At 63.2% G+C, this 21,077-nt stretch carries 21 protein-coding genes and 1 pseudogene; 14 read left to right on the forward strand and 8 right to left on the reverse strand.

Features of this window, described 5'->3' with window-relative positions; all coding sequences use genetic code 11:
* The first annotated feature begins 139 nt into the window (after positions 1 to 139).
* On the forward strand, positions 140 to 1,021 hold the full coding sequence (locus ACOJSJ_RS06700) for a neutral zinc metallopeptidase (RefSeq protein WP_420144212.1): 882 nt from the start codon (positions 140 to 142) through the stop codon (positions 1,019 to 1,021).
* Positions 1,022 to 1,040: 19 nt separating this feature from the next.
* On the opposite strand, the gene ACOJSJ_RS06705 is transcribed toward ACOJSJ_RS06700, so the two are convergent.
* Both ACOJSJ_RS06705 and ACOJSJ_RS06710 read right to left on the reverse strand, forming a co-directional pair.
* Complete coding sequence (locus ACOJSJ_RS06705; protein ID WP_420144213.1) at positions 1,041 to 1,427, reverse strand: hypothetical protein; 387 nt, start codon at positions 1,425 to 1,427, stop codon at positions 1,041 to 1,043.
* A 108-nt stretch (positions 1,428 to 1,535) separates the two neighbouring features.
* Complete coding sequence (locus ACOJSJ_RS06710; protein WP_420144214.1) at positions 1,536 to 1,727, reverse strand: hypothetical protein; 192 nt, start codon at positions 1,725 to 1,727, stop codon at positions 1,536 to 1,538.
* 85 nt (positions 1,728 to 1,812) lie between these two features.
* Here ACOJSJ_RS06710 and ACOJSJ_RS06715 point away from each other — a divergent pair, with 85 nt between their 5' ends.
* From ACOJSJ_RS06715 to ACOJSJ_RS06745, 7 genes are all read left to right on the forward strand, one after another.
* Positions 1,813 to 4,500 (forward strand): bifunctional [glutamine synthetase] adenylyltransferase/[glutamine synthetase]-adenylyl-L-tyrosine phosphorylase, encoded by a 2,688-nt coding sequence (locus tag ACOJSJ_RS06715; protein ID WP_420144215.1) that lies wholly within the window; start codon positions 1,813 to 1,815, stop codon positions 4,498 to 4,500.
* Positions 4,500 to 4,961 (forward strand): thioredoxin-dependent thiol peroxidase, encoded by a 462-nt coding sequence (bcp, locus tag ACOJSJ_RS06720; protein WP_420144216.1) that lies wholly within the window; start codon positions 4,500 to 4,502, stop codon positions 4,959 to 4,961. Before ACOJSJ_RS06715 ends, bcp begins: the two co-directional genes overlap by 1 nt.
* Entirely contained in the window at positions 4,958 to 5,767 is an 810-nt protein-coding gene (locus ACOJSJ_RS06725; protein WP_420144217.1) for a ferritin-like domain-containing protein, read from the forward strand. The genes bcp and ACOJSJ_RS06725 overlap by 4 nt, the downstream gene beginning before the upstream one ends.
* A gap of 106 nt (positions 5,768 to 5,873) precedes the next feature.
* Positions 5,874 to 6,602: a M23 family metallopeptidase gene (locus ACOJSJ_RS06730; RefSeq protein WP_420144218.1), complete on the forward strand. Its 729-nt coding sequence runs from the start codon at positions 5,874 to 5,876 to the stop codon at positions 6,600 to 6,602.
* 82 nt (positions 6,603 to 6,684) lie between these two features.
* The gene (gene erpA / locus ACOJSJ_RS06735) at positions 6,685 to 7,011 is read left to right on the forward strand and encodes an iron-sulfur cluster insertion protein ErpA (protein ID WP_420144219.1); all 327 of its coding nucleotides are present in this window, start codon (positions 6,685 to 6,687) and stop codon (positions 7,009 to 7,011) included.
* A 126-nt stretch (positions 7,012 to 7,137) separates the two neighbouring features.
* Positions 7,138 to 7,914 carry an exodeoxyribonuclease III gene (gene xth, locus ACOJSJ_RS06740; protein ID WP_420144220.1) on the forward strand — a complete coding sequence of 259 codons (777 nt, stop codon included), beginning with the start codon at positions 7,138 to 7,140 and terminating at the stop codon, positions 7,912 to 7,914.
* Between the two features lie 68 nt (positions 7,915 to 7,982).
* Positions 7,983 to 8,501, forward strand: a complete 519-nt coding sequence (locus tag ACOJSJ_RS06745; protein WP_420144221.1) for a DUF2239 family protein — start codon at positions 7,983 to 7,985, stop codon at positions 8,499 to 8,501.
* A gap of 177 nt (positions 8,502 to 8,678) precedes the next feature.
* Here the strand turns inward: ACOJSJ_RS06745 and ACOJSJ_RS06750 are convergent, their stop codons facing one another.
* Complete coding sequence (locus ACOJSJ_RS06750; protein WP_420144222.1) at positions 8,679 to 10,784, reverse strand: RelA/SpoT family protein; 2,106 nt, start codon at positions 10,782 to 10,784, stop codon at positions 8,679 to 8,681.
* Positions 10,785 to 10,895: 111 nt separating this feature from the next.
* On the opposite strand from ACOJSJ_RS06750, the gene ACOJSJ_RS06755 reads away from it, so the two are divergent.
* From ACOJSJ_RS06755 to ACOJSJ_RS06765, 3 genes are all read left to right on the forward strand, one after another.
* On the forward strand, positions 10,896 to 11,378 hold the full coding sequence (locus ACOJSJ_RS06755) for a winged helix-turn-helix transcriptional regulator (RefSeq protein ID WP_420144223.1): 483 nt from the start codon (positions 10,896 to 10,898) through the stop codon (positions 11,376 to 11,378).
* Between the two features lie 68 nt (positions 11,379 to 11,446).
* Positions 11,447 to 12,559, forward strand: a complete 1,113-nt coding sequence (locus ACOJSJ_RS06760) for a sensor histidine kinase (RefSeq protein ID WP_420144224.1) — start codon at positions 11,447 to 11,449, stop codon at positions 12,557 to 12,559.
* The gene (locus tag ACOJSJ_RS06765) at positions 12,556 to 13,356 is read left to right on the forward strand and encodes a LytR/AlgR family response regulator transcription factor (protein WP_420144225.1); all 801 of its coding nucleotides are present in this window, start codon (positions 12,556 to 12,558) and stop codon (positions 13,354 to 13,356) included. The genes ACOJSJ_RS06760 and ACOJSJ_RS06765 overlap by 4 nt, the downstream gene beginning before the upstream one ends.
* A gap of 64 nt (positions 13,357 to 13,420) precedes the next feature.
* Here the strand turns inward: ACOJSJ_RS06765 and ACOJSJ_RS06770 are convergent, their stop codons facing one another.
* Positions 13,421 to 14,152: an SDR family oxidoreductase gene (locus tag ACOJSJ_RS06770; protein WP_420144226.1), complete on the reverse strand. Its 732-nt coding sequence runs from the start codon at positions 14,150 to 14,152 to the stop codon at positions 13,421 to 13,423.
* Positions 14,153 to 14,330: 178 nt separating this feature from the next.
* Here ACOJSJ_RS06770 and ACOJSJ_RS06775 point away from each other — a divergent pair, with 178 nt between their 5' ends.
* Positions 14,331 to 15,224, forward strand: coding sequence for an AraC family transcriptional regulator N-terminal domain-containing protein (locus ACOJSJ_RS06775; protein ID WP_420144227.1), 894 nt, complete (start codon positions 14,331 to 14,333; stop codon positions 15,222 to 15,224).
* A 41-nt stretch (positions 15,225 to 15,265) separates the two neighbouring features.
* Here the strand turns inward: ACOJSJ_RS06775 and ACOJSJ_RS06780 are convergent, their stop codons facing one another.
* Positions 15,266 to 16,549: a dipeptidase gene (locus ACOJSJ_RS06780; RefSeq protein ID WP_420144228.1), complete on the reverse strand. Its 1,284-nt coding sequence runs from the start codon at positions 16,547 to 16,549 to the stop codon at positions 15,266 to 15,268.
* A gap of 127 nt (positions 16,550 to 16,676) precedes the next feature.
* On the opposite strand from ACOJSJ_RS06780, the gene ACOJSJ_RS06785 reads away from it, so the two are divergent.
* Both ACOJSJ_RS06785 and aat read left to right on the forward strand, forming a co-directional pair.
* Positions 16,677 to 18,635 carry a S9 family peptidase gene (locus ACOJSJ_RS06785; RefSeq protein WP_420144229.1) on the forward strand — a complete coding sequence of 653 codons (1,959 nt, stop codon included), beginning with the start codon at positions 16,677 to 16,679 and terminating at the stop codon, positions 18,633 to 18,635.
* 142 nt (positions 18,636 to 18,777) lie between these two features.
* Complete coding sequence (gene aat / locus ACOJSJ_RS06790; RefSeq protein WP_420144230.1) at positions 18,778 to 19,530, forward strand: leucyl/phenylalanyl-tRNA--protein transferase; 753 nt, start codon at positions 18,778 to 18,780, stop codon at positions 19,528 to 19,530.
* A 35-nt stretch (positions 19,531 to 19,565) separates the two neighbouring features.
* Here the strand turns inward: aat and ACOJSJ_RS06795 are convergent.
* The 3 genes and pseudogenes from ACOJSJ_RS06795 to ACOJSJ_RS06805 form a co-directional block, all read right to left on the reverse strand.
* Positions 19,566 to 19,985: pseudogene (locus ACOJSJ_RS06795) on the reverse strand (DUF2155 domain-containing protein); the annotation flags it as partial.
* Complete coding sequence (locus tag ACOJSJ_RS06800) at positions 19,982 to 20,380, reverse strand: NADH:ubiquinone oxidoreductase subunit NDUFA12 (protein ID WP_420144231.1); 399 nt, start codon at positions 20,378 to 20,380, stop codon at positions 19,982 to 19,984. The gene ACOJSJ_RS06800 and the pseudogene ACOJSJ_RS06795, both read right to left, overlap by 4 nt.
* Positions 20,381 to 20,434: 54 nt before the next feature.
* Positions 20,435 to 20,956 (reverse strand): DUF192 domain-containing protein, encoded by a 522-nt coding sequence (locus ACOJSJ_RS06805; RefSeq protein WP_420144232.1) that lies wholly within the window; start codon positions 20,954 to 20,956, stop codon positions 20,435 to 20,437.
* Positions 20,957 to 21,077 lie beyond the last annotated feature (121 nt).

The following is a 21,077-nucleotide window of genomic DNA, read 5'->3' on the forward strand; positions in this document are numbered from 1 at the left end:
TCGCCCGCCCACTTCCAACAGAATGTCTGGAAACTTGTCATCGCCGTGCGCAACCTTCCGTTGCGCGAACGGTTCCCCGCCCGATCTGAATCGGTTAGGCATGGGCCTGACCCCGTGACCGGATAAAAGGGACCGTCCGATGCGCCTCGACGATGAACAGGAAAGCAGCCATTACGAGGTGCAGGACGGGCGCGGTGGCGGCGGTTTCGGCGGTGGGGGCCTTGGCATGTTGCTGCCCTTCGTCGCCAGCCGTTTTGGGTGCGGCGGCATCGTCGTCCTGCTGATCATCATGGTGGTGATGGGCGGCAATCCGCTGGCTCTGCTGGGCGGCGGCGGTAGCGGTGGTGGAGGGCAACAGGTCCAGACCCAGCGTCCGCCGACGGGCGACCTTACCGATGTGCAGCGCGTGTCGCTGCGCGTACTGGGATCGACGGAACGCCGCTGGACCGACATTTTCCGGGCGGAGGGGCAGCAATATCCGCCCCCGACACTGGTCTTCTACAGTCAGAACGGCCAGTCGGGCTGTGGTGCGGCGCAATCGGCGATGGGGCCATTTTATTGCCCTGCGGATCAGCGCATCTACCTCGACACCGATTTCTTCAACGAAATGGAAACCCGCTTCAACGCGCCGGGCGATTTCCCGATCGGCTATATCATCGCGCATGAGGTTGGTCATCATATCCAGACCGTCACCGGGCAAGCCGCCCGCATCCGCAAGGCGCAGCAGTCCGCCAGCGAAGCGGAAGGCAATGCGCTTCAGGTCAAGATGGAGCTACAGGCCGACTGCTATGCCGGGGTCTGGGCGGCGCGCGACACAAACCTGATGGAACCGGGCGATCTGGAAGAAGGGATGCGCGCGGCCGAAGCGATCGGCGACGATACGCTGCAAAAGGCGGCGGGGCGCCGGCCCGTGCCAGAAAGCTTCACCCATGGCAGCAGCGCGCAGCGCATGGAATGGCTGCGCAAGGGGCTGTCCACCGGTGACCCCGCGCAATGCGACACGTTCAGGGGCGCGATCTGACGGTCACGCAAGCGGGGCCTTACTGGGATTGAGGCTCCGCTGGCGTCGCCGGTTGGCGCGCGATGCCCGCACCCGGTTGCGGTTCCTGTTGCACCAACGGCGCCTGCGCGTCGCCTGGCAGCCCCTGTCCGGGCGCCAGCGTAGGCTGTCCGGCGCCTGCCAGCGGCTGGGCGAATGCGGCCGGATCACCGACCGGCCCGGCCATGGGTGGCGGCGACGGTTCGACTACGGCCGGGGTCGGCGGCGGAACATAGGGCTGCGGCGCACCGGACGCCTGCGATGCGTCGGACGATGACGGGGGCAGCATGGTCGGCGTCGGCTGTACGAAATTCTGTGCCATGACCGCGATGATGGGCGCTGCGATCAGCGTGATGATGGCAAAACCGCGATATGACATGACGATCAATCTTGTCCATTCAGGATGATATTCCCGATAATCGACCCAATTGGTAAATAAAAACCTGCCTGATCGGCTGCGCCTTCCGCTTGGTTAACGGGCGCGCAGGTCGCGATTTCAGTGCCGGTCCAGCTTCGCCAGCAAAGCCATCATGTCGTCGGGAACCCCGTCGCCGCCGGGCATATAGGTCGTGCGCAGGGCATTGCCGATCCCTTCATAGGGTTCGGGCAGGGTAACGGTCACGATGGGCGCATGGCTGCCTTCGCGCGTCGTTGCCGATCGGCCGGTCGCTTTACGCTGTACGTCCATGACCATTGAACGGCTTTGTGGCCCAAAAGTTTCTGGCTTTCATCGCAAGGTCAAGCGATAGCCCCGGCGATAAGGGAGAGCAGATGTGACCGACTGGCTGGAAACCGAAAAGCGGATCAGGGATCATTCCCCCTTTCTGGCGCGCGCGCTGGACCGTTATCCCACGGTGACGCAGCATCTTGCGGCGGGTGATCATGATGGCGCACTGGCCGCCGCCCATGCGGTCGCGTCGCCCGATGAGGGCGTGGCCCGGTCGCTTCGCCGCCGCCGTGGCGCGATTGCCCTGGCCGTCGCCGCCGCCGATCTGGCGGGCGCATGGGACATGGACCGCGTCACCCGCACCCTGTCCGACTTCGCCGATCAGGCGCTGGGGGAAGCGCTCGCCGCCGCCATGCAGGAACGCTATCCCGATGCCGACCATCGCGGCTTCGTCGTGCTGGCGCTGGGCAAGCATGGCAGTCGCGAACTCAATTATTCGTCCGACATCGATCCCATCCTGCTCTACGATCCCGCCACTTTGCCGCATGGGGAGCGGGAGGATGTTGCCGACGCCGCCGTGCGCATTGGCCGCCGGATGAGCGAGCTTCTCACCCATCGCGATGGCGATGGCTATGTCTTCCGCGTCGACCTGCGTCTGCGTCCCTCGCCAGAGGCCACGCCCATCGCCCTGCCGGTGGAGGCTGCCATCGGCTATTATGAATCGACTGCCATGGGCTGGGAACAGGCCGCCTTCATCCGCGCCCGCCCGGCGGCAGGCGACCTGGCGCTGGGCGATTATTTCCTGCGCCAGATCCGCCCTTTCGTATGGCGGCGCAGTCTCGATTTCGGGGCGATCGACGCCATCGTCGACATATCGCGCCGCATTCGCGACCATTATGCGCAGGGGCAGGCCTTCGGTCCGGGCTATGACCTCAAGCGCGGCCGTGGCGGCATTCGCGAAGTCGAATTTTTCGCGCAGGTGCATCAACTGATCCATGGCGGCCGCAACGCAGCCCTGCGATCGGGCAACACGCGCGAAGCGCTGCGCGCTCTGGCTCAGGCGAACGTCATCGAACCTGACGTCGCCGCCCGTCTGGATGCCGCCTATATCCTTTTCCGCATCATCGAACACCGGCTTCAGATGGTGGAAGATCGCCAGACCCACGAACTGCCCAAAACGCCCGCCAGCCTCGACAATGTGGCGCGCCTGCACGGCCTGCCCGATGCCGGTGCGCTGCTCGACCTGCTGCGCCCGCATGTGGAATGGGTCGGCCGCAATTATGACCGCCTGTCGCCGGATCGGGAGGATGCCTCGCTTTCCCATGACGAAGACCGGCTGAGGCAGCAGCTGACCGACCTGGGCTTTGCCGATCCGGAAACCCCGCTTGCCCGCATCGCCCGCTGGCGCGGCGGCACGATCCGCGCGCTACGCAGCGGCCCGTCGCGGGAGGCGCTGGAGGCGCTGCTCCCCGGCCTGATGCGCACATTGGCGAAGGCGCCCGATCCGTCGCGTGCGCTCAACCGGCTGGACGACATGATCGGCCGTCTGCCCAGCGCCATCAATTTCTTCAAACTGCTCGCCGCGCGTCCGGCGCTGGTCGAACTCTTGACCGAACTGCTCAGTCATGCGCCCACGCTCGCCGATGCGCTGGGGCGCCGGGCCGAACTGATCGACGGCCTGATCGACGCGTCCGCCTTCGACCCGCCGCCGCCCGTGCCGCAACTGGCGCGGCAACTGGGGGCGCTGGAACCGGGGGAGGATTATCAGGCCCTGCTCGACCGCGTGCGTCAGCGCGTGGGCGACCGCCGTTTCGCGCTTGGTGCGCAGATCATCCGTGGCGGCGATCCGCTGGAGGCGGGCAGGGGCTATGGCCGCGTCGCCGAAGCCGCGATCAAAGCGCTTGCCAGCGCGACCGTCATGGAATTTGAGGGCGCCCATGGCCGGGTGCCGGGTGGCGAAATGTTGATACTGGCGCTCGGTCGCATGGGCGGCGGAGTGCTGACCCACGCGTCCGACCTTGATCTCGTCTATCTCTTCACCGGCGATTTCGCGACCGAATCCGATGGCGCAAAGCCGTTGGGGGCTACACAATATTTCAATCGTCTGGCCCAGCGCATTACCAATGCCCTGTCGGTCCACACTGCATCCGGGCCATTGTACGAAGTGGATACCCGCCTGCGCCCCTCCGGCGCGCAGGGACTGCTGGCCGTCAGCATCGACAGCTTCGCCCGCTATCAGCGGGAGGAGGCGTGGACATGGGAGCATCTGGCGCTCACCCGCGCGCGCCCGGTCTTCGGATCGGCGCAGGCCCGCGCCGCCATCGACGCTGTGCTGGCGCAGACGCTTCAGCGCCCCCGCGATTTCGACGATCTGGCGCGGCAGGCGGTCAAGATGCGCGGCGACATCGCGAAACATAAGCCGCCCGCCAGCGATCTTGACGTCAAACTGGTGCCCGGCGGTCTGGTCGATCTGGAATTTCTGATCCATATCAACCAGTTCCATTATCGTATCGGCTTCGACCCCGATCTGGGACAGGCTCTGGCGGCTTTGGTTGCGGCGGGCCATCTGCCGTCGGGGCTGATCGCTGCTCATGACCTCGTCACCCGGTATCTCGTCGTGTCGCGCCTCGTTTCGCCCCGGTCGACCGAACCGCCAGAGGCCACCCGTGCGCTCGTTGCCCGCGCCTGCGGGGCGGAAGATTGGGATGGCCTGCTTGCAAGCTATGCCAAGGCGCGGCAATGCGTAGGGGAAGCCTGGGCCGCGCTCGCCGCGCCCTATCAGGAGGAAAGTTGATGCTGGAACAGGGTGATGCCATCCCCGCCGTAACGCTGAAGGATGCCGACGGCATCGATTTCACGGTGGATAGCTATCAGGGAAAGCCGCTGGTCGTCTATTTCTATCCCAAGGCGGACACGCCCGGCTGCACCAATGAAGCGAAGGATTTCACGGCTCTGGCCGACGCCTTTGCCGATGCTGGCGTGCCCGTCGTCGGCGTGTCGAAAGACAAGCCGGCAAAGCTCAAGAAATTCGCGGAAAAATATGGCCTGACCGTCATCCTTGCATCCGACGAGCCGGGCGCGGCCTGCGAAGCGTTCGGCACTTGGGTCGAAAAATCGCTCTATGGCCGCCAATATATGGGCATCGAGCGCGCGACGTTCCTGATCGGCGCTGACGGCACCATTCTGCGCGTCTGGCCCAAAGTGAAAGTAAAGGGCCATGCGCAGGACGTGCTGGAGGCGGTACAGGCGCTTTGACCCTTCCCGGCAAGATCGCCAGCGTGGGGGCGGCCTGCGCGCATATTCTCAATATTCCTGACCCGGTCGCCAAGCTGATGGCTGCGCGCGCCGTCGCGCGGGCATGGCGGCTGGGTCGTCTGGCGCATCGGTTCGACGCGGTCATGCCCGACCGTCCGGCACGGCCCGCCGCGCCCGAACTGCTGCCCCCCAATAAAATGCCAAAGCGCGGCAAGATCGGTTCGGAACGCTCGCGCATCGCGATGCTCCATGCGCTTGCCCATATCGAATTTGTCGCCATCGACCTCGCTTTCGACCTGATCGGCCGGTTCGGGGATCAGTTTCCGCCCGACTTTACCAGCGAATGGATGCGCGTGGGCGCGGACGAAGCGATGCATTTCGCGCTGCTCGACCGGCGATTGCGGCAATTGGGCAGCCATTATGGCGCGCTGCCCGCGCATGACGGCCTGTGGGAAGCGGCGGAGGAAACGGCGGGCGATGCGCTCGCCCGGCTTGCGATCGTGCCCATGGTGCTGGAAGCGCGCGCGCTCGACATCACGCCTGCCACCGTGGAACGGTTCGAAGCGGCCGGTGACGTCCAGTCGGGCACGATGTTGCGGCGGATCGTCACTGACGAAATTCGCCATGTTGGCGCTGGGACGACATGGTTCGTCTGGGCGACGAAACGCATGGGTGTCGAATCCCCGAAACATTATCAAATGCTTGTGAAACGCCATTTTCGTGGAGGCGTTAAGCCACCGTTCAACGACTCGGCGCGTCGGCAGGCCGGTTTAACGGAAGAATACTACGCCGCGCTTGCAACATGATCGCCGATTTGCACTCTGCATCCAGCGGGGGCGATCCAGGTCGCCAAAAATTGAACACGGGAAGCGCCGAGGGGCATAAGCCTCCGGTGACATAGTCGGGGTCTGCATGTCAGTTCTTCATTCGGTTAATGTTCGCCGGTCGCATTTGTTCCAGACGGGCAATAAGGTTAAAACGCTTTTAGCCAGTATCGGGATCGTCGGTGCGCTGTGCGCAACCGCCCCGGTCCACGCCACGGAAAGCGATGATCCCTACGGCGAAGAGTCGGAAATCAACACCAGCCCGCTTGGTCCGTCCGACGTCGGCTTCTCCAATCTCTTTTCCAGTCTTCAGCGTCTGGACGGCAATGCTAAGACCGCGGCTTACATCCCGTCGGGCCGCCCCGTTGAAAAGCTGACCCTGACCTCGAACTTCGGCGTCCGTTCCGATCCGTTCAACCGTTCCGCCCGCATGCACAAGGGCATCGACATTCCCGGCCCGATCGGCACGCCGATCCACGCCACGGCCGACGGCATCATCAGCCGCGCCGGATGGGCCAGCGGCTATGGCAACCTCGTCCAGATTTCGCACGGCAGCGGCATGGAAACGCGCTATGGCCACATGTCGAAACTGCTGGTCGCCGAAAACAGCTATGTAAAGCGCGGCCAGATCATCGGTCTGATGGGATCAACCGGCCGTTCCACCGGCAGCCACCTTCATTATGAAGTCCGCGTCGACGGCGCGGCGATCAACCCGCTGCCCTTCGTCGCCGGTCCCGACTATCTGGTCGCGATGAACACGAAGCCGCCGCTGGCCATGGGTGGCCCGACCAAGGCGGAAGAAAAAGCCGCCGACTGACCGCGGCATTCCCGAAATTCGCAAAAGGCCCGGCTGCCGATGGGTTGCCGGGCCTTTTGCCTGCTCCTATCTAGGGCGCATCATGGCCGATATTGATCTGACCCCGTCCGCCGCTGCCCGCGTTGCCGCTATCGCCGCCCGGCAGGGCAAGCCCGCGATCCTCCGCCTGTCGGTGGAGGGGGGCGGCTGTTCGGGCTTCCAGTATAAATTTGGGCTGGCCGAAACGGTCGAGGCCGAAGACCTGGCCGTCGAACGTGACGGCGTAACGCTGGTGGTGGATGATGTCAGCATCGATCTGGTACGCGGGTCGGCCGTCGATTTCGTGTCCGATCTGGGCGGACAGGCGTTCAAGGTGACGAACCCCAATGCGACCGCCGGTTGCGGCTGCGGTACCAGTTTCTCGGTCTGATTCGACCCATCGATTGCCGGTATCCGTTCGCCCTGAGCTTGTCGAAGGGCATTACTTCTTTAAAGAGCAGGCTATGGCTTCGGCGTTCCGACGAAGCCGATTGAATGTTTTGAACAAGGAAGTCGGATGCGTATCGCCACCTTCAACATCAACGGCATCAAGGCGCGCCTGCCGCGCCTGCTGGAATGGCTGGACGAAACGCGGCCCGACATCGCCTGTCTTCAGGAAATCAAGACCAGCGACGAAACCTTTCCGGTCAAGGACATCGAAGCGGCCGGTTATGGCGTCATCTGGCATGGGCAGAAGGGATTTAACGGCGTCGCCATTCTGGCGCGGGGCGAAACCCCGGTGGAGGTGCGTCGTGGCCTGGATGGCGAACCGAAGGACGAACATAGCCGCTATCTCGAAGCGGATGTGAAGGGCGTCCGCGTCGCCAGCATCTACCTGCCCAATGGCAATCCGCAGCCCGGTCCGAAATTCGACTATAAGCTCCGCTGGATGAAGCGTCTGCGCGCCCGCGCCGCCGAAATCTGGGCGGAAGAAGTGCCCGCGATCCTTGCGGGCGACTATAATGTCATTCCCCGTAACATCGACACCTTCTCCGTCAAGGCGATGCAGGACGACGCGCTGATGCAGCCCGAAAGCCGGGAAGCCTATCGCCGTCTGCTGGGCGATGGCTGGACCGACGCCATCGTCAGCCGCCATCCGCATGGCGGCGTGTGGACCTTCTGGGATTATCAGGCGAACAGCTGGCCGCGCGACGCGGGTTTCCGCATCGACCATCTGCTGCTCAGTCCTGCCGCTGCCGACCGCCTGATCGACGCACAGGTGGACAGGGAATTTCGCGGGCGGGAAAAGGCCAGCGATCATGCGCCGACATGGGTCGAACTGCGCGACAGCTGATTATTACCCGGATATATTGACTCAATAAAACCCGGATAATATTATCCATGCCGAAAGGGAGATTCGGCATGGAACGGACTTTGACGGCATTTGCAGGCGATTTGTGGATCGCCACCGGCGACGAAGGCGAAGTGCGCGCTGCATTGCGCGCGATGGGCGACGATGCCCAGAATATCCTGCTGTTCGACGACGCGACCGGGCGTCAGGTCGACATCGACCTGCGCGGCGCAGCGGTCGAGGAGGTGCGGGGCAGGGGACGCCCGAAGCTGGGGGTCCAGCCGCGCGAAGTGACGCTGCTGCCCCGCCATTGGGACTGGCTCGCCACCCAGCCGGGCGGGGCATCGGCGACGTTGCGCCGTCTTGTCGAAACCGCGCGCAAGGACAGCGCCGATCGGCCAGATCCCCGTGTGGCGATGGACGCTGCCTATCATTTCCTCACCGCGATGGCGGGCGACCGTCCCGGCTACGAAGCCGCGATCCGGGCCTTGTTCGCGAAAGACGGGGATATGTTTACTTCGCTGTCTCAGGACTGGCCATCCGGCATCCGCGATCACGCCCGCGCGCTCGCCGCGCCGGCCTTCGGATAAAGGGACTGCCCCCGGATAAGGCGAAAGGCGCGACAGTCATGCCCCGCCCGCGCAGATGGAAACGCAGGTTGGCAAATCCGGTAAATTTGCCGATCGGGCAGAGGTGCTATGCAAGACGCGCGGGGTGGCCGATCCGATGCTGCCGGGGTCAGCTGCCCTGCGTGCGCCTCTGGTCTGTCAGACCCGGTCCGCCTGCACCACCACATCGATGGCGCGCAGCGCCTGAAGGATACGATTCAGGTGCTGCGCGTCGGCGACTTCCAGATCGATGATGTCGGTGTGGAAAGGCCCTTCGCGGTTCACCAGTTGCAGGTTGAGGATGTTCGCCTTGGTCGCGCCGAATACATTGGCGACGGCGGCCAGCGCGCCGGGCTGGTTCTTGACGATGACGGACAGGCGGGCTGTCCCGCCCTTCGACTTGCTGTCCCAGCTCAGGTCGACCCAGTCGTCATCCTGATCCACCTCCAGCGACCGGCAATCGATCGTATGCACTTCGATCGGTTCGCCGGTGCGCCGCACGCCCACGATCCGGTCGCCGGGCACCGGGTGGCAGCAATCGGACAGATTATAGGCGATGCCGGGCGTCAGGCCGCGGATCGACACGGGTTCATGCTGGCGCGGATGCGCTTCCTCCAGCCCTTCCGCGCTGGTGGAGCCGGGGACCAGCGCCTCCATCACTTCGCTGTCGAGCAGGCGATGGGTCGCGATCGCCACCATCAGCGAAGCGCGGTCTTCCAGCTTCAGCCTTTTGATCGCGGCTGTCAGCGCCTTGTCGCCCAGTTCTTTCGCCAGATCGGGGGAAAAGCGGCCGACAATCTCTTCATAGAGCTTCTCGCCCAGCTTGATTTCCTCGCCCCGCTGTTTCTGGCGGATATAGCGGCGGATCGCGGCGCGGGCCTTGCCCGTGATGGCGAAGGTCAACCATCCCGGTTGCGGCTCCTGCCCCTCCGACTTCAGGATTTCGACCTGATCGCCATTTTCAAGATTGGTTCGCAGCGGCACGACGCGGCCGTTGACCTTCGCCCCAACAGTCTGGTTGCCAAGCGACGTGTGAACCGCATAGGCGAAATCGACCGGGGTCGATCCCTTGGGCAGCTGATGCAGTTCGCCCTTGGGGGTGAAGGCGAAGATCCTGTCCTGATACATCGCCATGCGGGTATGTTCGAGCAGCTCGTCCGCATCCTGGCTCTGTTCCAGAATTTCAACCAGATCGCGCAGCCATGCCGCATGGGGATCGGTCGCGTCGCCGCGCTGTTTGTAAGCCCAGTGCGCCGCCAGCCCCAGTTCCGCGTCATTATGCATTTCGCGGCTGCGGATCTGCACTTCGATGCGGGCATTATCCTGATGGATGACGGTGGTGTGCAGCGACTGGTAACCGTTGCGCTTGGGCGTGGAGATATAATCCTTGAATCGGCCCGGCACCATCTTGAAGGTCCGGTGGATCACGCCCAGCGCGCGATAACAATCCTCGACGCTGTCGGTGATGACGCGGAAAGCCATGACGTCGGTCAGCTGTTCAAAGCTGATATGGCGTTCCTGCATCTTCTTGAAAATCGAATAGGGATGTTTCTCGCGCCCCGACACGGTAACCGACATGCCATGGCCGCCCAGCAGCAGTTGCAGCTCCGCGCCGATCCGGTCGACCTTGTCATGGCCGCCTTCCTTCAGCTGTTCCAGCCGCCTGGTGATGCTGTCATAGGCTTCCGGTTCGATTTCCCGGAATGACAGCAACTGCATTTCGCGCATGAAATCATACATGCCGATCCGCTCCGCCAGCGGGGCATAGATGTCCATGGTTTCCCGTGCGATGCGGCGACGCTTGTCGGGATTCTTGATGAAGTGCAGCGTGCGCATATTGTGCAGCCGGTCGGCCAGCTTCACCAGCAGCACGCGAATATCGTCCGACATGGCGAGCAGGAATTTGCGCAGATTTTCCGCCGCCCGCTCATTTTCAGACATGGCCTCGATCTTCGACAGCTTCGTCACGCCATCGACCATGCGCGCGACATCCTTGCCGAACGCCTGTTCTATCTCGTCATAGGTGACCAGCGTGTCTTCGATCGTGTCGTGCAACAGGGCGGTGACGATGGTTTGGTCGTCCAGATTGAAATCGGTCAGAATCCCCGCGACTTCGATCGGATGGCTGAAATAGGGGTCGCCGCTGGCGCGCTTCTGGCTGCCATGCTTCTGGACGGAAAACACATAGGCGCGGTTGATCATCGCTTCGTCCGCCTGCGGATCGTAGCGTTTTACCCGTTCGACAAGTTCATATTGGCGTAGCATCGTTTCCCGATTGTGTTGGAAGCCCCTTGTCGTGCAACAAAAAAATCCCATATCCAGATAATAAGGCGACGATTTTGCAACGCCTGTTGCTTTGCGCTATGTATTAGACCCATGAAACATAATCTTGCCCAAGACCTGGAACAATGTGCCCTCCCCAGCGCGCTGGAAATGATGGGCGAACGCTGGTCTTTCCTCATTCTGCGCGGCGCCCTGTCGGGCATCCGTCATTTTGAGGAGTTTCAGTCCACGCTGGGCATCGCGCGCAATATCCTCGCCAACCGGCTCGCCCGGCTGGTCGAAAATGGCATATTGGTGCGCGAACCGATGCAGTGCGACCGGCGAAAGGTCGAATATCGCCTGACGGAAAAGGGGCAGGGGTTGGCCCCGGCGATGATCGCGCTGCGCCAGTGGGGCGAAAAATGGGGTTGTGGTACGCCCGCATGTCAGGTGCTGGCCGACCGTCGCGATGGTCAGCCGATCCTTCCCATCGGTATTCAGGCGCATGATGGCCGCACGCTGGAACTCTCCGACCTCGTCTGGCTGTGCACCGACGAAGTGACCCCCATGGCGGATCAGCCCGCGGTCGCCGCCTGACATTCGACGGGTCGGCCGTCTGCAAAGCGGCTTTGACCGGCGGCGCAAATGGCCTAAGTCTGGCTGCGATGTCCGTATCTGTCCCCCGCATCCAGCCTCAGCCCTTTTTCGCTGACAAGAATCGCGCTTTCTGGAACCTGCAATCGCTGGGATGGCTCGGCGCATTCCTGTTGCGCGGGTCGTCCACCATCGCCAATGGTCAGCCGCTTTCCAGTCTGGTGCCGGTGCTGATTTCCACCGTCAGCGGCTATTCGGTGACGTTGCTGATCGCGGTCATGTTCCGCTTCCTGCTGAAAAAGCGGCCCATCGTGACATGGGGCGTGTCGATCGTCACTGTGGTCGCCGCTGCGGCGCTGGTCGCTTTCATCGACGCATGGGTATTTTCGACCCAGAACCGCGCGAGTGAAACGGCGGGGCTGCAACTGTTCCTCGGCGCTTTCTACCTGTCGATGACGCTGCTGGGGGCATGGTCTTCGCTCTATTACGCCATCAACTTCTACCTGACGGTGGAGGAGCAGGCGGACCAGCTTTTGCTGCTCGAAAATCAGGCGGCGAACGCGCAGCTGGCAATGCTGCGATACCAGCTGAACCCGCATTTCCTGTTCAACACGCTCAACAGCATATCGACGCTGGTACTGCTGAAACAGACCGATCGCGCCAATGCGATGTTGTCGCGCCTGTCGTCCTTCCTGCGCTACACGTTGATCAACGAACCCACTGCCCATGTAACGATCGAGCAGGAAATAGAGACGCTCAAACTCTATCTGGAGATCGAAAAGATGCGGTTCGAAGATCGGCTGCGCCCGGTCTTCACCATCGATCCGGCGGTCGCAAAGGCGCGTCTGCCTTCGCTGCTGCTCCAGCCGCTGGTGGAAAATGCGATCAAATATGCGGTGACGCCCAAGGAGGAAGGGGCGGAAATTTCGGTCAGCGCGCAGCCTGCCGGTGAAAATGTCCGGATCGTCGTATCGGACAGCGGGCCGGGATTGAATGAAGGTGGAACCCGACCGCACATTCCCATGAGCGAGGGGACCGGTATCGGCCTGCCGAACATCCGGGACCGATTAATTCAGGCCTTCGGGGAACGACAGAGCTTCGAAACGCGTTCCACGCCGGGCGGATTTTCGGTCACGATCGAAATTCCGCTTAATCTGGATGAAACATCGAAAGTGGCCGCATGACCATCAGAACAATCCTCGTCGACGACGAAAGCCTGGCTATTCAGGGCCTTGCGCTGCGTCTCCAAGCGCATGAGGATGTCGAAATCATCGAAACATGCACCAATGGTCGCGAAGCCATCCGTGCCATTAAGACGCATAAACCCGACCTTGTGTTCCTCGACATCCAAATGCCCGGCTTCGACGGTTTTTCCGTTGTGCAGGGCCTGATGGAGGTGGAGCCGCCGCTCGTCATCTTCTGCACGGCCTATAGCGACCATGCGATCCGCGCGTTCGAGGCGCAGGCGGTCGATTATCTGATGAAGCCGGTGGACGAAGGGCGCCTTGCCGACGCGCTGGACCGGGTGCGTCAGCGCCTGTCCGAAAAGCGGCAGGTGCAGGAAGTGGAAAAGCTGCGCGAAGTGCTGGCCGAAGTCGCGCCGCAGGCAATGAGCGATTTCGTCACCGACGATGATTCCCCGGCCTCCAGCCGTTTCGAAAAGCTCATCAACATCAAGGACCGCGGTCAGATCTTCCGCGTCGACGTGGATTCGATCGAACGGATCGACGCGGCGGGCGATTATATGTGCATCTATACCGCCGACAATTCGCTGATCCTGCGCGAAACGATGAAGGATCTGGAAAAGCGGCTAGATCCGCGCAATTTCCAGCGCGTCCATCGCTCCACGATCGTGAACCTCAGCCAGGTGCGTCAGGTCAAGCCCCACACCAATGGCGAATGTTTCCTGGTGCTGGAAAGCGGAGCGCAGGTGAAGGTCAGCCGATCCTATCGCGATGTGGTGGCGCGCTTCGTCCACTAATCGGCCAGCAACCGGCAAAAAGAAAGGGCCGCCCAAAGGGAGCGGCCCTTTTACCTTGAGGGTGTTAGTCCATCGTGCGCACCGGTCGCACGATCAGTTCGTTGACGTCCACGTCGCCCGGCTGTTCCACGGCATAGGCGATGGCACGGGCGATCGCGTCCGGGGTCAGGGCGATGGAACGGAAATCCTCCATCGCGGCGGCGGCGCCCGCTTCGGTGATGGTGCTGGCCAGTTCGGATTCGACCACGCCCGGCGACACGATGGTCACGCGAATATCGTCATGTTCCATGCGCAGCCCGTCGGAAATCGCCCGCACTGCATATTTGGTGGCGCTATAGACGCCGCAGGTCGGCCAGACGCGATAGCCGCCAATGGACGAGATTTTGACGAAATGGCCGCTTCCCTGTGCCTTGAACCGGGGCAGGGCGACTGCTATCCCGTGCAGCACGCCGCGAATATTGACGTCGATCATCCGGTCCCATTCGTCCACCTTCAGGCTGTCGAAGCGGGACAGCGGCATCAAGCCTGCATTGCTGATCAGTACGTCGACATGGCCATATTCCGTTTCGGTCGCGGCGATGAAAGCTTCCATGTCCGCCGGGTCGGTGACGTCCAGCGACCGGAAGGCGACCGTGCCGCCCGCCGCATTCAGTTCGTCGGCCAGCGCAGCCAGCCGATCGGTACGGCGCGCACCCAGCATCAGCTTGGCGCCCCGCGCCGCCAGCAGCCGCGCTGTACCTTCGCCGATGCCGCTGCTGGCGCCGGTGATGGCAATGACCTTGTTTTCGATAGCCATGATTGTCGTCTCCATGTCCGGCGGATCGACCGTCGATCCGATGGGTCATGAATGCGCCATCATACCTCGCATGCGGTAGAATGGCCTTGCAGGAAGATTGCACGATATTCCAGATCATGGCATGCGACCTGTTCAGTCGCACCAGCCCCGATTATGGAAGGGGCAAGGAGTATAGCTGATGTCGCACGAACCATTGGCGCAGCAGATTGCCCGATATGCCGGGGATGATGGCATAATCGATACCGCCATTGACCGGTTGACGCTGGTGCGCTGGTCGCATGCGGGGGAACCGGTGCATATGCTGCAACGCCCTGCGCTTTGCATCATCGCGCAGGGCGTAAAGCAGGTGATGCTGGGCGACGGCGTCCTGTCCTATGGTCCGGCCAGCTATCTGGTCGCCTCGCTCGACCTGCCGATCACCGGTACGGTGATGCAGGCCAGCGAGAATGCGCCCTATCTCTGCTTCTGCCTTTATCTGGACTCGGCATTGCTGTCCGACATCGCCATATCATTGCCCCCCGTCGCGCCGGTGGCGGAAGGCAGCGCCCTGTCGCTGCACCCGATCACGCCCGAACTGCTGGACGCGGCGACGCGGCTGACAGCCCTGTTGGACCAGCCTGACAGCGCGCCCTTGCTGGCGCCACTGATCGAGCGGGAATTGCTGGTGCGCCTGATGACCGGGCCGAGCGGCGGCATCGTGCGCGCCATCGCCAGCGGGGAAAGCCGCACCGGCCAGATCGCCCGCGCCATCGGCTGGCTGAAGGCGCATTTCCGCGAACCGTTCAACGGGTCCAGCCTTGCCGGTCTGGCCGGGATGAGCGTGTCTAGCTTTCACGATCATTTCCGCCGGGCGACGGCCATGACCCCGCTGCAATATCAGAAGCAACTGCGTTTGCAGGAAGCGCGCAAGCTGATGCTGGCCGACCGGCTGGACGCGGCGGAGGCGGGCTTCCGCGTCGGCTATGACAGTCCGTCGCAGTTCAGCCGCGAATATCGCCGCCTGTTCGGCGCCCCGCCACAGCGTGACATGGGGCGCCTGCGCGGCCTGCCGCAGATCGCACTGGCGATCTGAAAAACAACGGCCGGGGTAAGATCGCCCCGGCCCGTCGCTTTTCATTTCGCTGCGCCGTCCAGCGACGCCACGGTCGCGCTGCCCGCCGGTTCACCCGCCATGCCCGCCGCGACCTTTTCCGCCGCTGCCATCACGCGCAGCACATTGTCGCCCGCCAGCTTGGCGATGTCGGCATCGCTCCAGCCCCGACGCATCAGTTCCGCGAGCAGCGCTGGATAGGTCTGCACCCCGGTCAGCCCCTGCGGCAGGGATGCGACACCATCGAAATCGCTGCCGATGCCGACATGATCGACGCCTGCGACTTTGGCGATATGATCGACATGGTCGGCGACCTGAGAGATGGTCACCATCGGTTCGGGGTTCGCCTTTTCCCACTCGGCCAGCGCCTTCTTCGCGCCTTCCGGATCGCCGATATACAGACCGCCAAAGGGCGGCGCGTTATTGCGGGCGATTTCCGCGCTGCGTGCCGCGCTCCAGACGCGCCGGGCTTCGGAAACATAGGCGGGCGCGAAATTCACCATCACCACCCCGCCATTGGCCGCGACCTGTTTCAGCACCGCGTCCGACACGTTGCGCGGCGTATTGCAGATCGCCCGCGCATTGGAGTGGGAAAACATGACCGGCGCCTTCGTCACGCGCAGCGCGTCCAGCATTGTGTCTTCGCTGACATGGCTGAGGTCGACCAGCATGCCGAGCCGGTTCAGTTCATGCACCACGGCCTCACCGAATTTCGTCAGCCCGCCATGTTGCGGATTGTCGGTGGCGCTGTCCGCCCAGCCGATGGTGCGCGCATGGGTCAGCGTCAGATAGGCCGCACCCAGAGCGCGATAATTGCGCAGCACGGCGAGGCTGCCGTCGATCTGCCCGCCGCCCTCGACGCCCAGCAGCGACCCGATCTGCCCGGCCTTGTGCGCGGCGCGCATCTGCGCGGCGGTAGTGACGAAGGCGAAGTCCTTGGGATAGCGCCGGGCAAAGCTGTGGGCGAGGTCGATCTGCTCCAGCGTGTCCTTTACCTGTTGCATTTCGGGCAGGTCGGCCGATACCCACACGGACCAGAATTGCCCGCCCACGCCGCCAGCGCGCAGCCGCTGGATGTCGGTGTGGAAAACCGACGGGTCCAGCGCGTCGAGCGGAATCGTCCAGCGCTTGTCCCCGACCTTGCCCGACAGCGATTCGGGCCAGTCATTATGCCCGTCGATCAGCGGCGTGGCCTTCAGCACCTTTGCGATGCGGGCGGCATAGGGGCCGGTGGCGGGATCGGGCGCGGCATGAGCGGCGGGGATGGCGAGGAGCAGGGGCGCGAAGGCCAGAGGCAGGATTTTCATGGGGCGGCACGCTAGGCTGAAGGCGGGCCAAGTCAATGCGTTCGCGGCATGATTTTCGCCGCGCTTGCCACCGGCCGGTGTGCGCCATAGCCTGCATCATATCATCACGGAAAAGAGGGGAAATTCCATGCGCCGCCTGTCCGCCGTCCCGAACCGGTCTGCGATCCCGATCGCCGTCCTTGCCTGCGCCCTTGCCCTGCCTTTCACCGCATCCGCGCAGGACGCGGTGGTGGAAAAGCCCGCCGCCCTTGTCGCCGACGGCATGCCCGCCGTGCCGGTGGCGCTGGCGGACAAGACCCGCCCCTATATGGAGTTTCGCACCGCCGCCTTTCAGGGCTGGAACGCGGCCGACAGGTCGATGCTCATCACCACCCGGTTCGGCAATACGCCACAGGTGCATGGCGTAAAGGCGCCCGGCGGCGCACGCACCCAAATGAGTTTCGAGGTCGACCGGATCGGCGCGGCCAGCTGGGCGCCGGGCAGGGGCGACGTCATGGTCGTGATGAAGGATGTCGGCGGCGGCGAGTTTTTCCAGCTTTATACGTTGAAGGACGGCATGCTGACGCTGCTGACCGACGGCAAGAGCCGCAATGAATTTGGCGCATGGTCGCATGACGGCGCGCTGGTCGGATATAGTTCGACCCGCCGCAACGGTGCGGACAGCGACCTTTATGTCATGGACCCGCGCAATCCCAAAAGCGACCGGCTGGTGGCGCAGGTGAAGGGCGGTGGCTGGCAGATTGCGGGCTTTTCGCCCGACAAGGCAAAGGCGATCGTGGTCGAATATCAATCGATCACGAAGAGCAATTTGTGGCTGCTCGACTTCGCATCGGGCAAGCTGGCCCCGCTTGGCGATCACAGGAAAGCCATTGCCTATGGCGGTGCGGATTTCGCCGCGGACGGCACATTGTGGGTGACGTCGGATGAGGGCAGCGAATTTCTGCGCCTCGGCACCGTGGATCTGCGCAGCGGCGCCTTTCGCGCGGTCGCGCCCGAACCGAAATGGGATGTGGACGCTTTCGACATCGCGCCCGACGGCAGCTGGATTGCCTATATCGTCAATGAAGCAGGCGTCGCCCGGCTAAAGCTGCTGGACGTCAGGAGCGGCAAGGCGCGCACCGTCGATGGCCTGCCTGCGGGCCAGATGGGCAATATTCATATCGCGCCATGGGGCGACATTGGCCTGAGCGTCACATCGGCCAAGAGCGCGGCGGACGCCTTTTCCGTCGATCCGAAAACGCTGGCGGTCGCCCGCTGGACAACCAGTGAGACAGGCGGCCTCGACGTCACGAAAAATGTCGAACCGGAACTGGTGGAGGTGAAGAGTTTCGACGGGACCAGCGTGTCGGGTTTCCTCTATCGCCCCGATCCCGCGAAATTCCCCGGTAAGCGGCCGCTGATCGTCAATATCCATGGCGGACCGGAAGGACAGTCGCAGCCGACCTTCCTTGGTCGCAACAATTATCTGATCAACGAACTGGGCATCGCCATCTTCTTCCCCAATGTCCGGGGATCGTCGGGTTACGGCAAGAGCTTCGTCAGCATGGACAATGGCCCGTGGAAACGGGAGAATTCGGTGAAGGACATCGGCGCCTTTCTCGACGTGCTGGAAAAAGACCCGGCGCTCGATGCCACGCGCTTTGCCGAAACCGGCGGCAGCTATGGCGGCTATATGTGCTATGCCGTCGCGATCCGATATGGCGCGCGGCTGAAGGCCGCCAATTGCGTGGTCGCCATCTCCAATTTCGTGACCTTCCTTGAAAATACCCAAAGCTATCGCCGCGACCTGCGCCGCGTCGAATATGGGGATGAACGCGATGCAAAGCAGCGTGCCAAGCTGATGGAAATCTCTCCGCTGACCTCCGTGGCGAAACTGAACCTGCCGCTGATGGTCGTGACCGGCGGCAATGATCCGCGCGTGCCCGCCAGCGAAGCCGACCAGATGGTGAAGGCGGTGCGGGACAAGGGCGGCATGGCCTGGCACCTGCTGGGTCAGGATGAAGGCCATGGCTTCGCCAAGAAGGTCAATCAGGACTATCAGTTCTGGACCAGCCTGATGTTCTGGCAGCAGAGCCTGCTCAAATAGGGCGCTGTTCCGCGTTGGAAATGCGTGGACTTGCGCACGCCGAACAGCCCCTGAGACAGGGAGTGAGACAGTCGGACGAGCAAACGGGCAAAAGGGCGGAGGGGCTTTCCCCTTTCGTCCGGCCTGCCTATCGTGACGCACAATGTTGATCGATCCGCTCGTCCTGCTTCAGGCCTATTCCATCGGCGTCTTCCCCATGGCCGACGACCGGGAAGCGGCAGAGGTTTATTGGGTGGAGCCGAAGCGGCGGGCGATCATGCCGCTCGATGGCTTTCATCTGTCTCACTCGCTGTCCAAAAGGCTGCGTCGCGACCATTTTCGGGTCACCGCGAACCGCGCCTTTGTCAGGATCTTGGCGCTATGCGCCGAATCCGCGCCCGATCGCCCGTCGACCTGGATCAACCATCAGATAGAGGCCGCCTATCGCCATCTGCATGAAAACGGCTTTGCCCATTCCATCGAGGTTTGGGAGGGCGATGAACTGGTCGGCGGACTGTATGGCGTGGCGCTGGGCCGTGCCTTTTTCGGCGAATCCATGGTGTCGCGGCGGACCGACGCGTCGAAGGTCGCGATGGCATGGTTGGTGGCGCGGATGCGCGTCGGCGGCTTCACCCTGCTCGATTGCCAGTTCATGACCGATCATCTGCGCAGTCTGGGCGCAATCGAAATCAGCCAGCGCGACTATCTTCAGTTGCTGGGCGCGGCGACCGGGGGCGTGGTGCTGGGCGCCGGGGTCGACGGCGTGCTGGCGGCCGGTTCGGGACCACCGGCCGAACTGGCGTTCGCGCCGCTAGCGGGCGAAGCGGCGACCGGTTCGCCCTTGCCGCCCAGCTTGATCGTGTCGGGACCGGTTTCGGGCCATTCCATCGCGCAGCTTCTGACCCAGACGTCATAGACCGGGTGCTGCACGACATTGCGGTCGGGTCGTTCGCGGAAAATCCAGCCGGAAAAGTTGCGCCGCCATTTGCCGTCGGCGCTGCTGCGCACGTCCAGTTGGACGAAAGCGCCGGTTTCCTGCACATTTTCCCATGGCGCACTGGTTTCGCAGGCTTGCAGCCGCACGATGGCGTCGCCCACGCGCAGCGCTTCGCCCGGTTTCATGGTAAGGTCGCGGGTCAGGCCGTTGCGCTTGTTGAGCAGGCCGATGACGGCGGTGCGCTCTGCCATCGGGGTGCCGGGCAGGGCGCCGTTGCCGGCGCTCTGGATCGGCGTGCCCTCCACCTTTACCGGGCCGCCCTGATTTTCGGTCGGGGCTTCATTGCTGCCGCATGCCGCGAGCATCAGCGCGCAGGGCAGGGCAGGCAGCAGGGACAGGATCGGCGGGAAAACCCCCGCCGGACGCCGGGTCATGCCGCGTCGGGGCTCCACGCTTCATAGTCGCCGGTCGCTTTCTGGCGCTGGCCGCCCTTTTCGAGCGCGCCGGACGGGCGATAGGCGTTGGCGGTGCCGGTCGCGTTGGGGGTGAATTCCTTTTCCCAGATGCGCGGCGGCGGCAGGAAGCTTTCGGGCGCACCCTCGATCGAGTGATGCAGCCAGCCATGCCATTCGGCCGGAACGCGGCTGGCGTCATTCGCGCCCTTGTACATCACCCAGCGGCGCGTCAGGCCATTGGGGTCGGTGCCGCCTTCATAATAGACATTGCCCTGATGATCCTCGCCCACTTTCGTGCCCTTGCGAGCCGTGAAGAGCCAGGTGCCGAAGGTGGCGCCATTCCACCAGGTGAAGATGTTAGCCAGGATTCCCATGCGCCAGCGCTTAGCCGCTGTGACGGGGCGGGGCAAGGAAGATGTCGCCTTAACTTAGCTGGCCGGACAGAAATTCAGGTCGGTCGTGCGCTTTTCCGCCGGGACGGCGCATCCGCCCCAACTGACCCGGTCGCCTTCCCTGATGCCGAGCGCCGCCGCGCGCCCGCCGCGCAGTTCCAGCACGGCCGCCACCGGTACCCCGGCCGATACCGGTTCGCGGGCATAGGGTTGCGCCTCGCTTTTCAGAAAAGCGATCGTGCCGTCGGTATGGATGAACAGCATGTCGAGCGGGATGAGCGTGTCCTTCATCCAGAAACTGGCTGTTCTGGGCGGTTCCATCGGGAAGATCATGCCGCCGTCGTCGGCCAGTTCCTTGCGGAACATCAGCCCCTTTTCCTGTTCCTGCAGTGTGGCGGCGACCTCCACGTCGAAACGGCGGGCGCCGCTGGCGGTGCGGATGATGACGGGCAGGTTCGTCCCACCGGCGCTGACCTGCAAGCTATTATCCGGCTGAGAGGGCGGGCTGGAGCAGGCGGTGACGAGGGCGAAGGCGAAGATGGGCGTGAAACGGATCATGCCGGGGTTTCTAGAGCATTTGGAAGTCATCTGGAACAGATCAGCGCGCGCAAAATCCGGCAATCGAAAGACATTCAGCGAATACACCGATCCAATCCGATCGGGACGATGCGCAAAAACG

This window comes from Sphingobium sp. (assembly GCF_048594625.1).
Classification (GTDB): domain Bacteria; phylum Pseudomonadota; class Alphaproteobacteria; order Sphingomonadales; family Sphingomonadaceae; genus Sphingobium.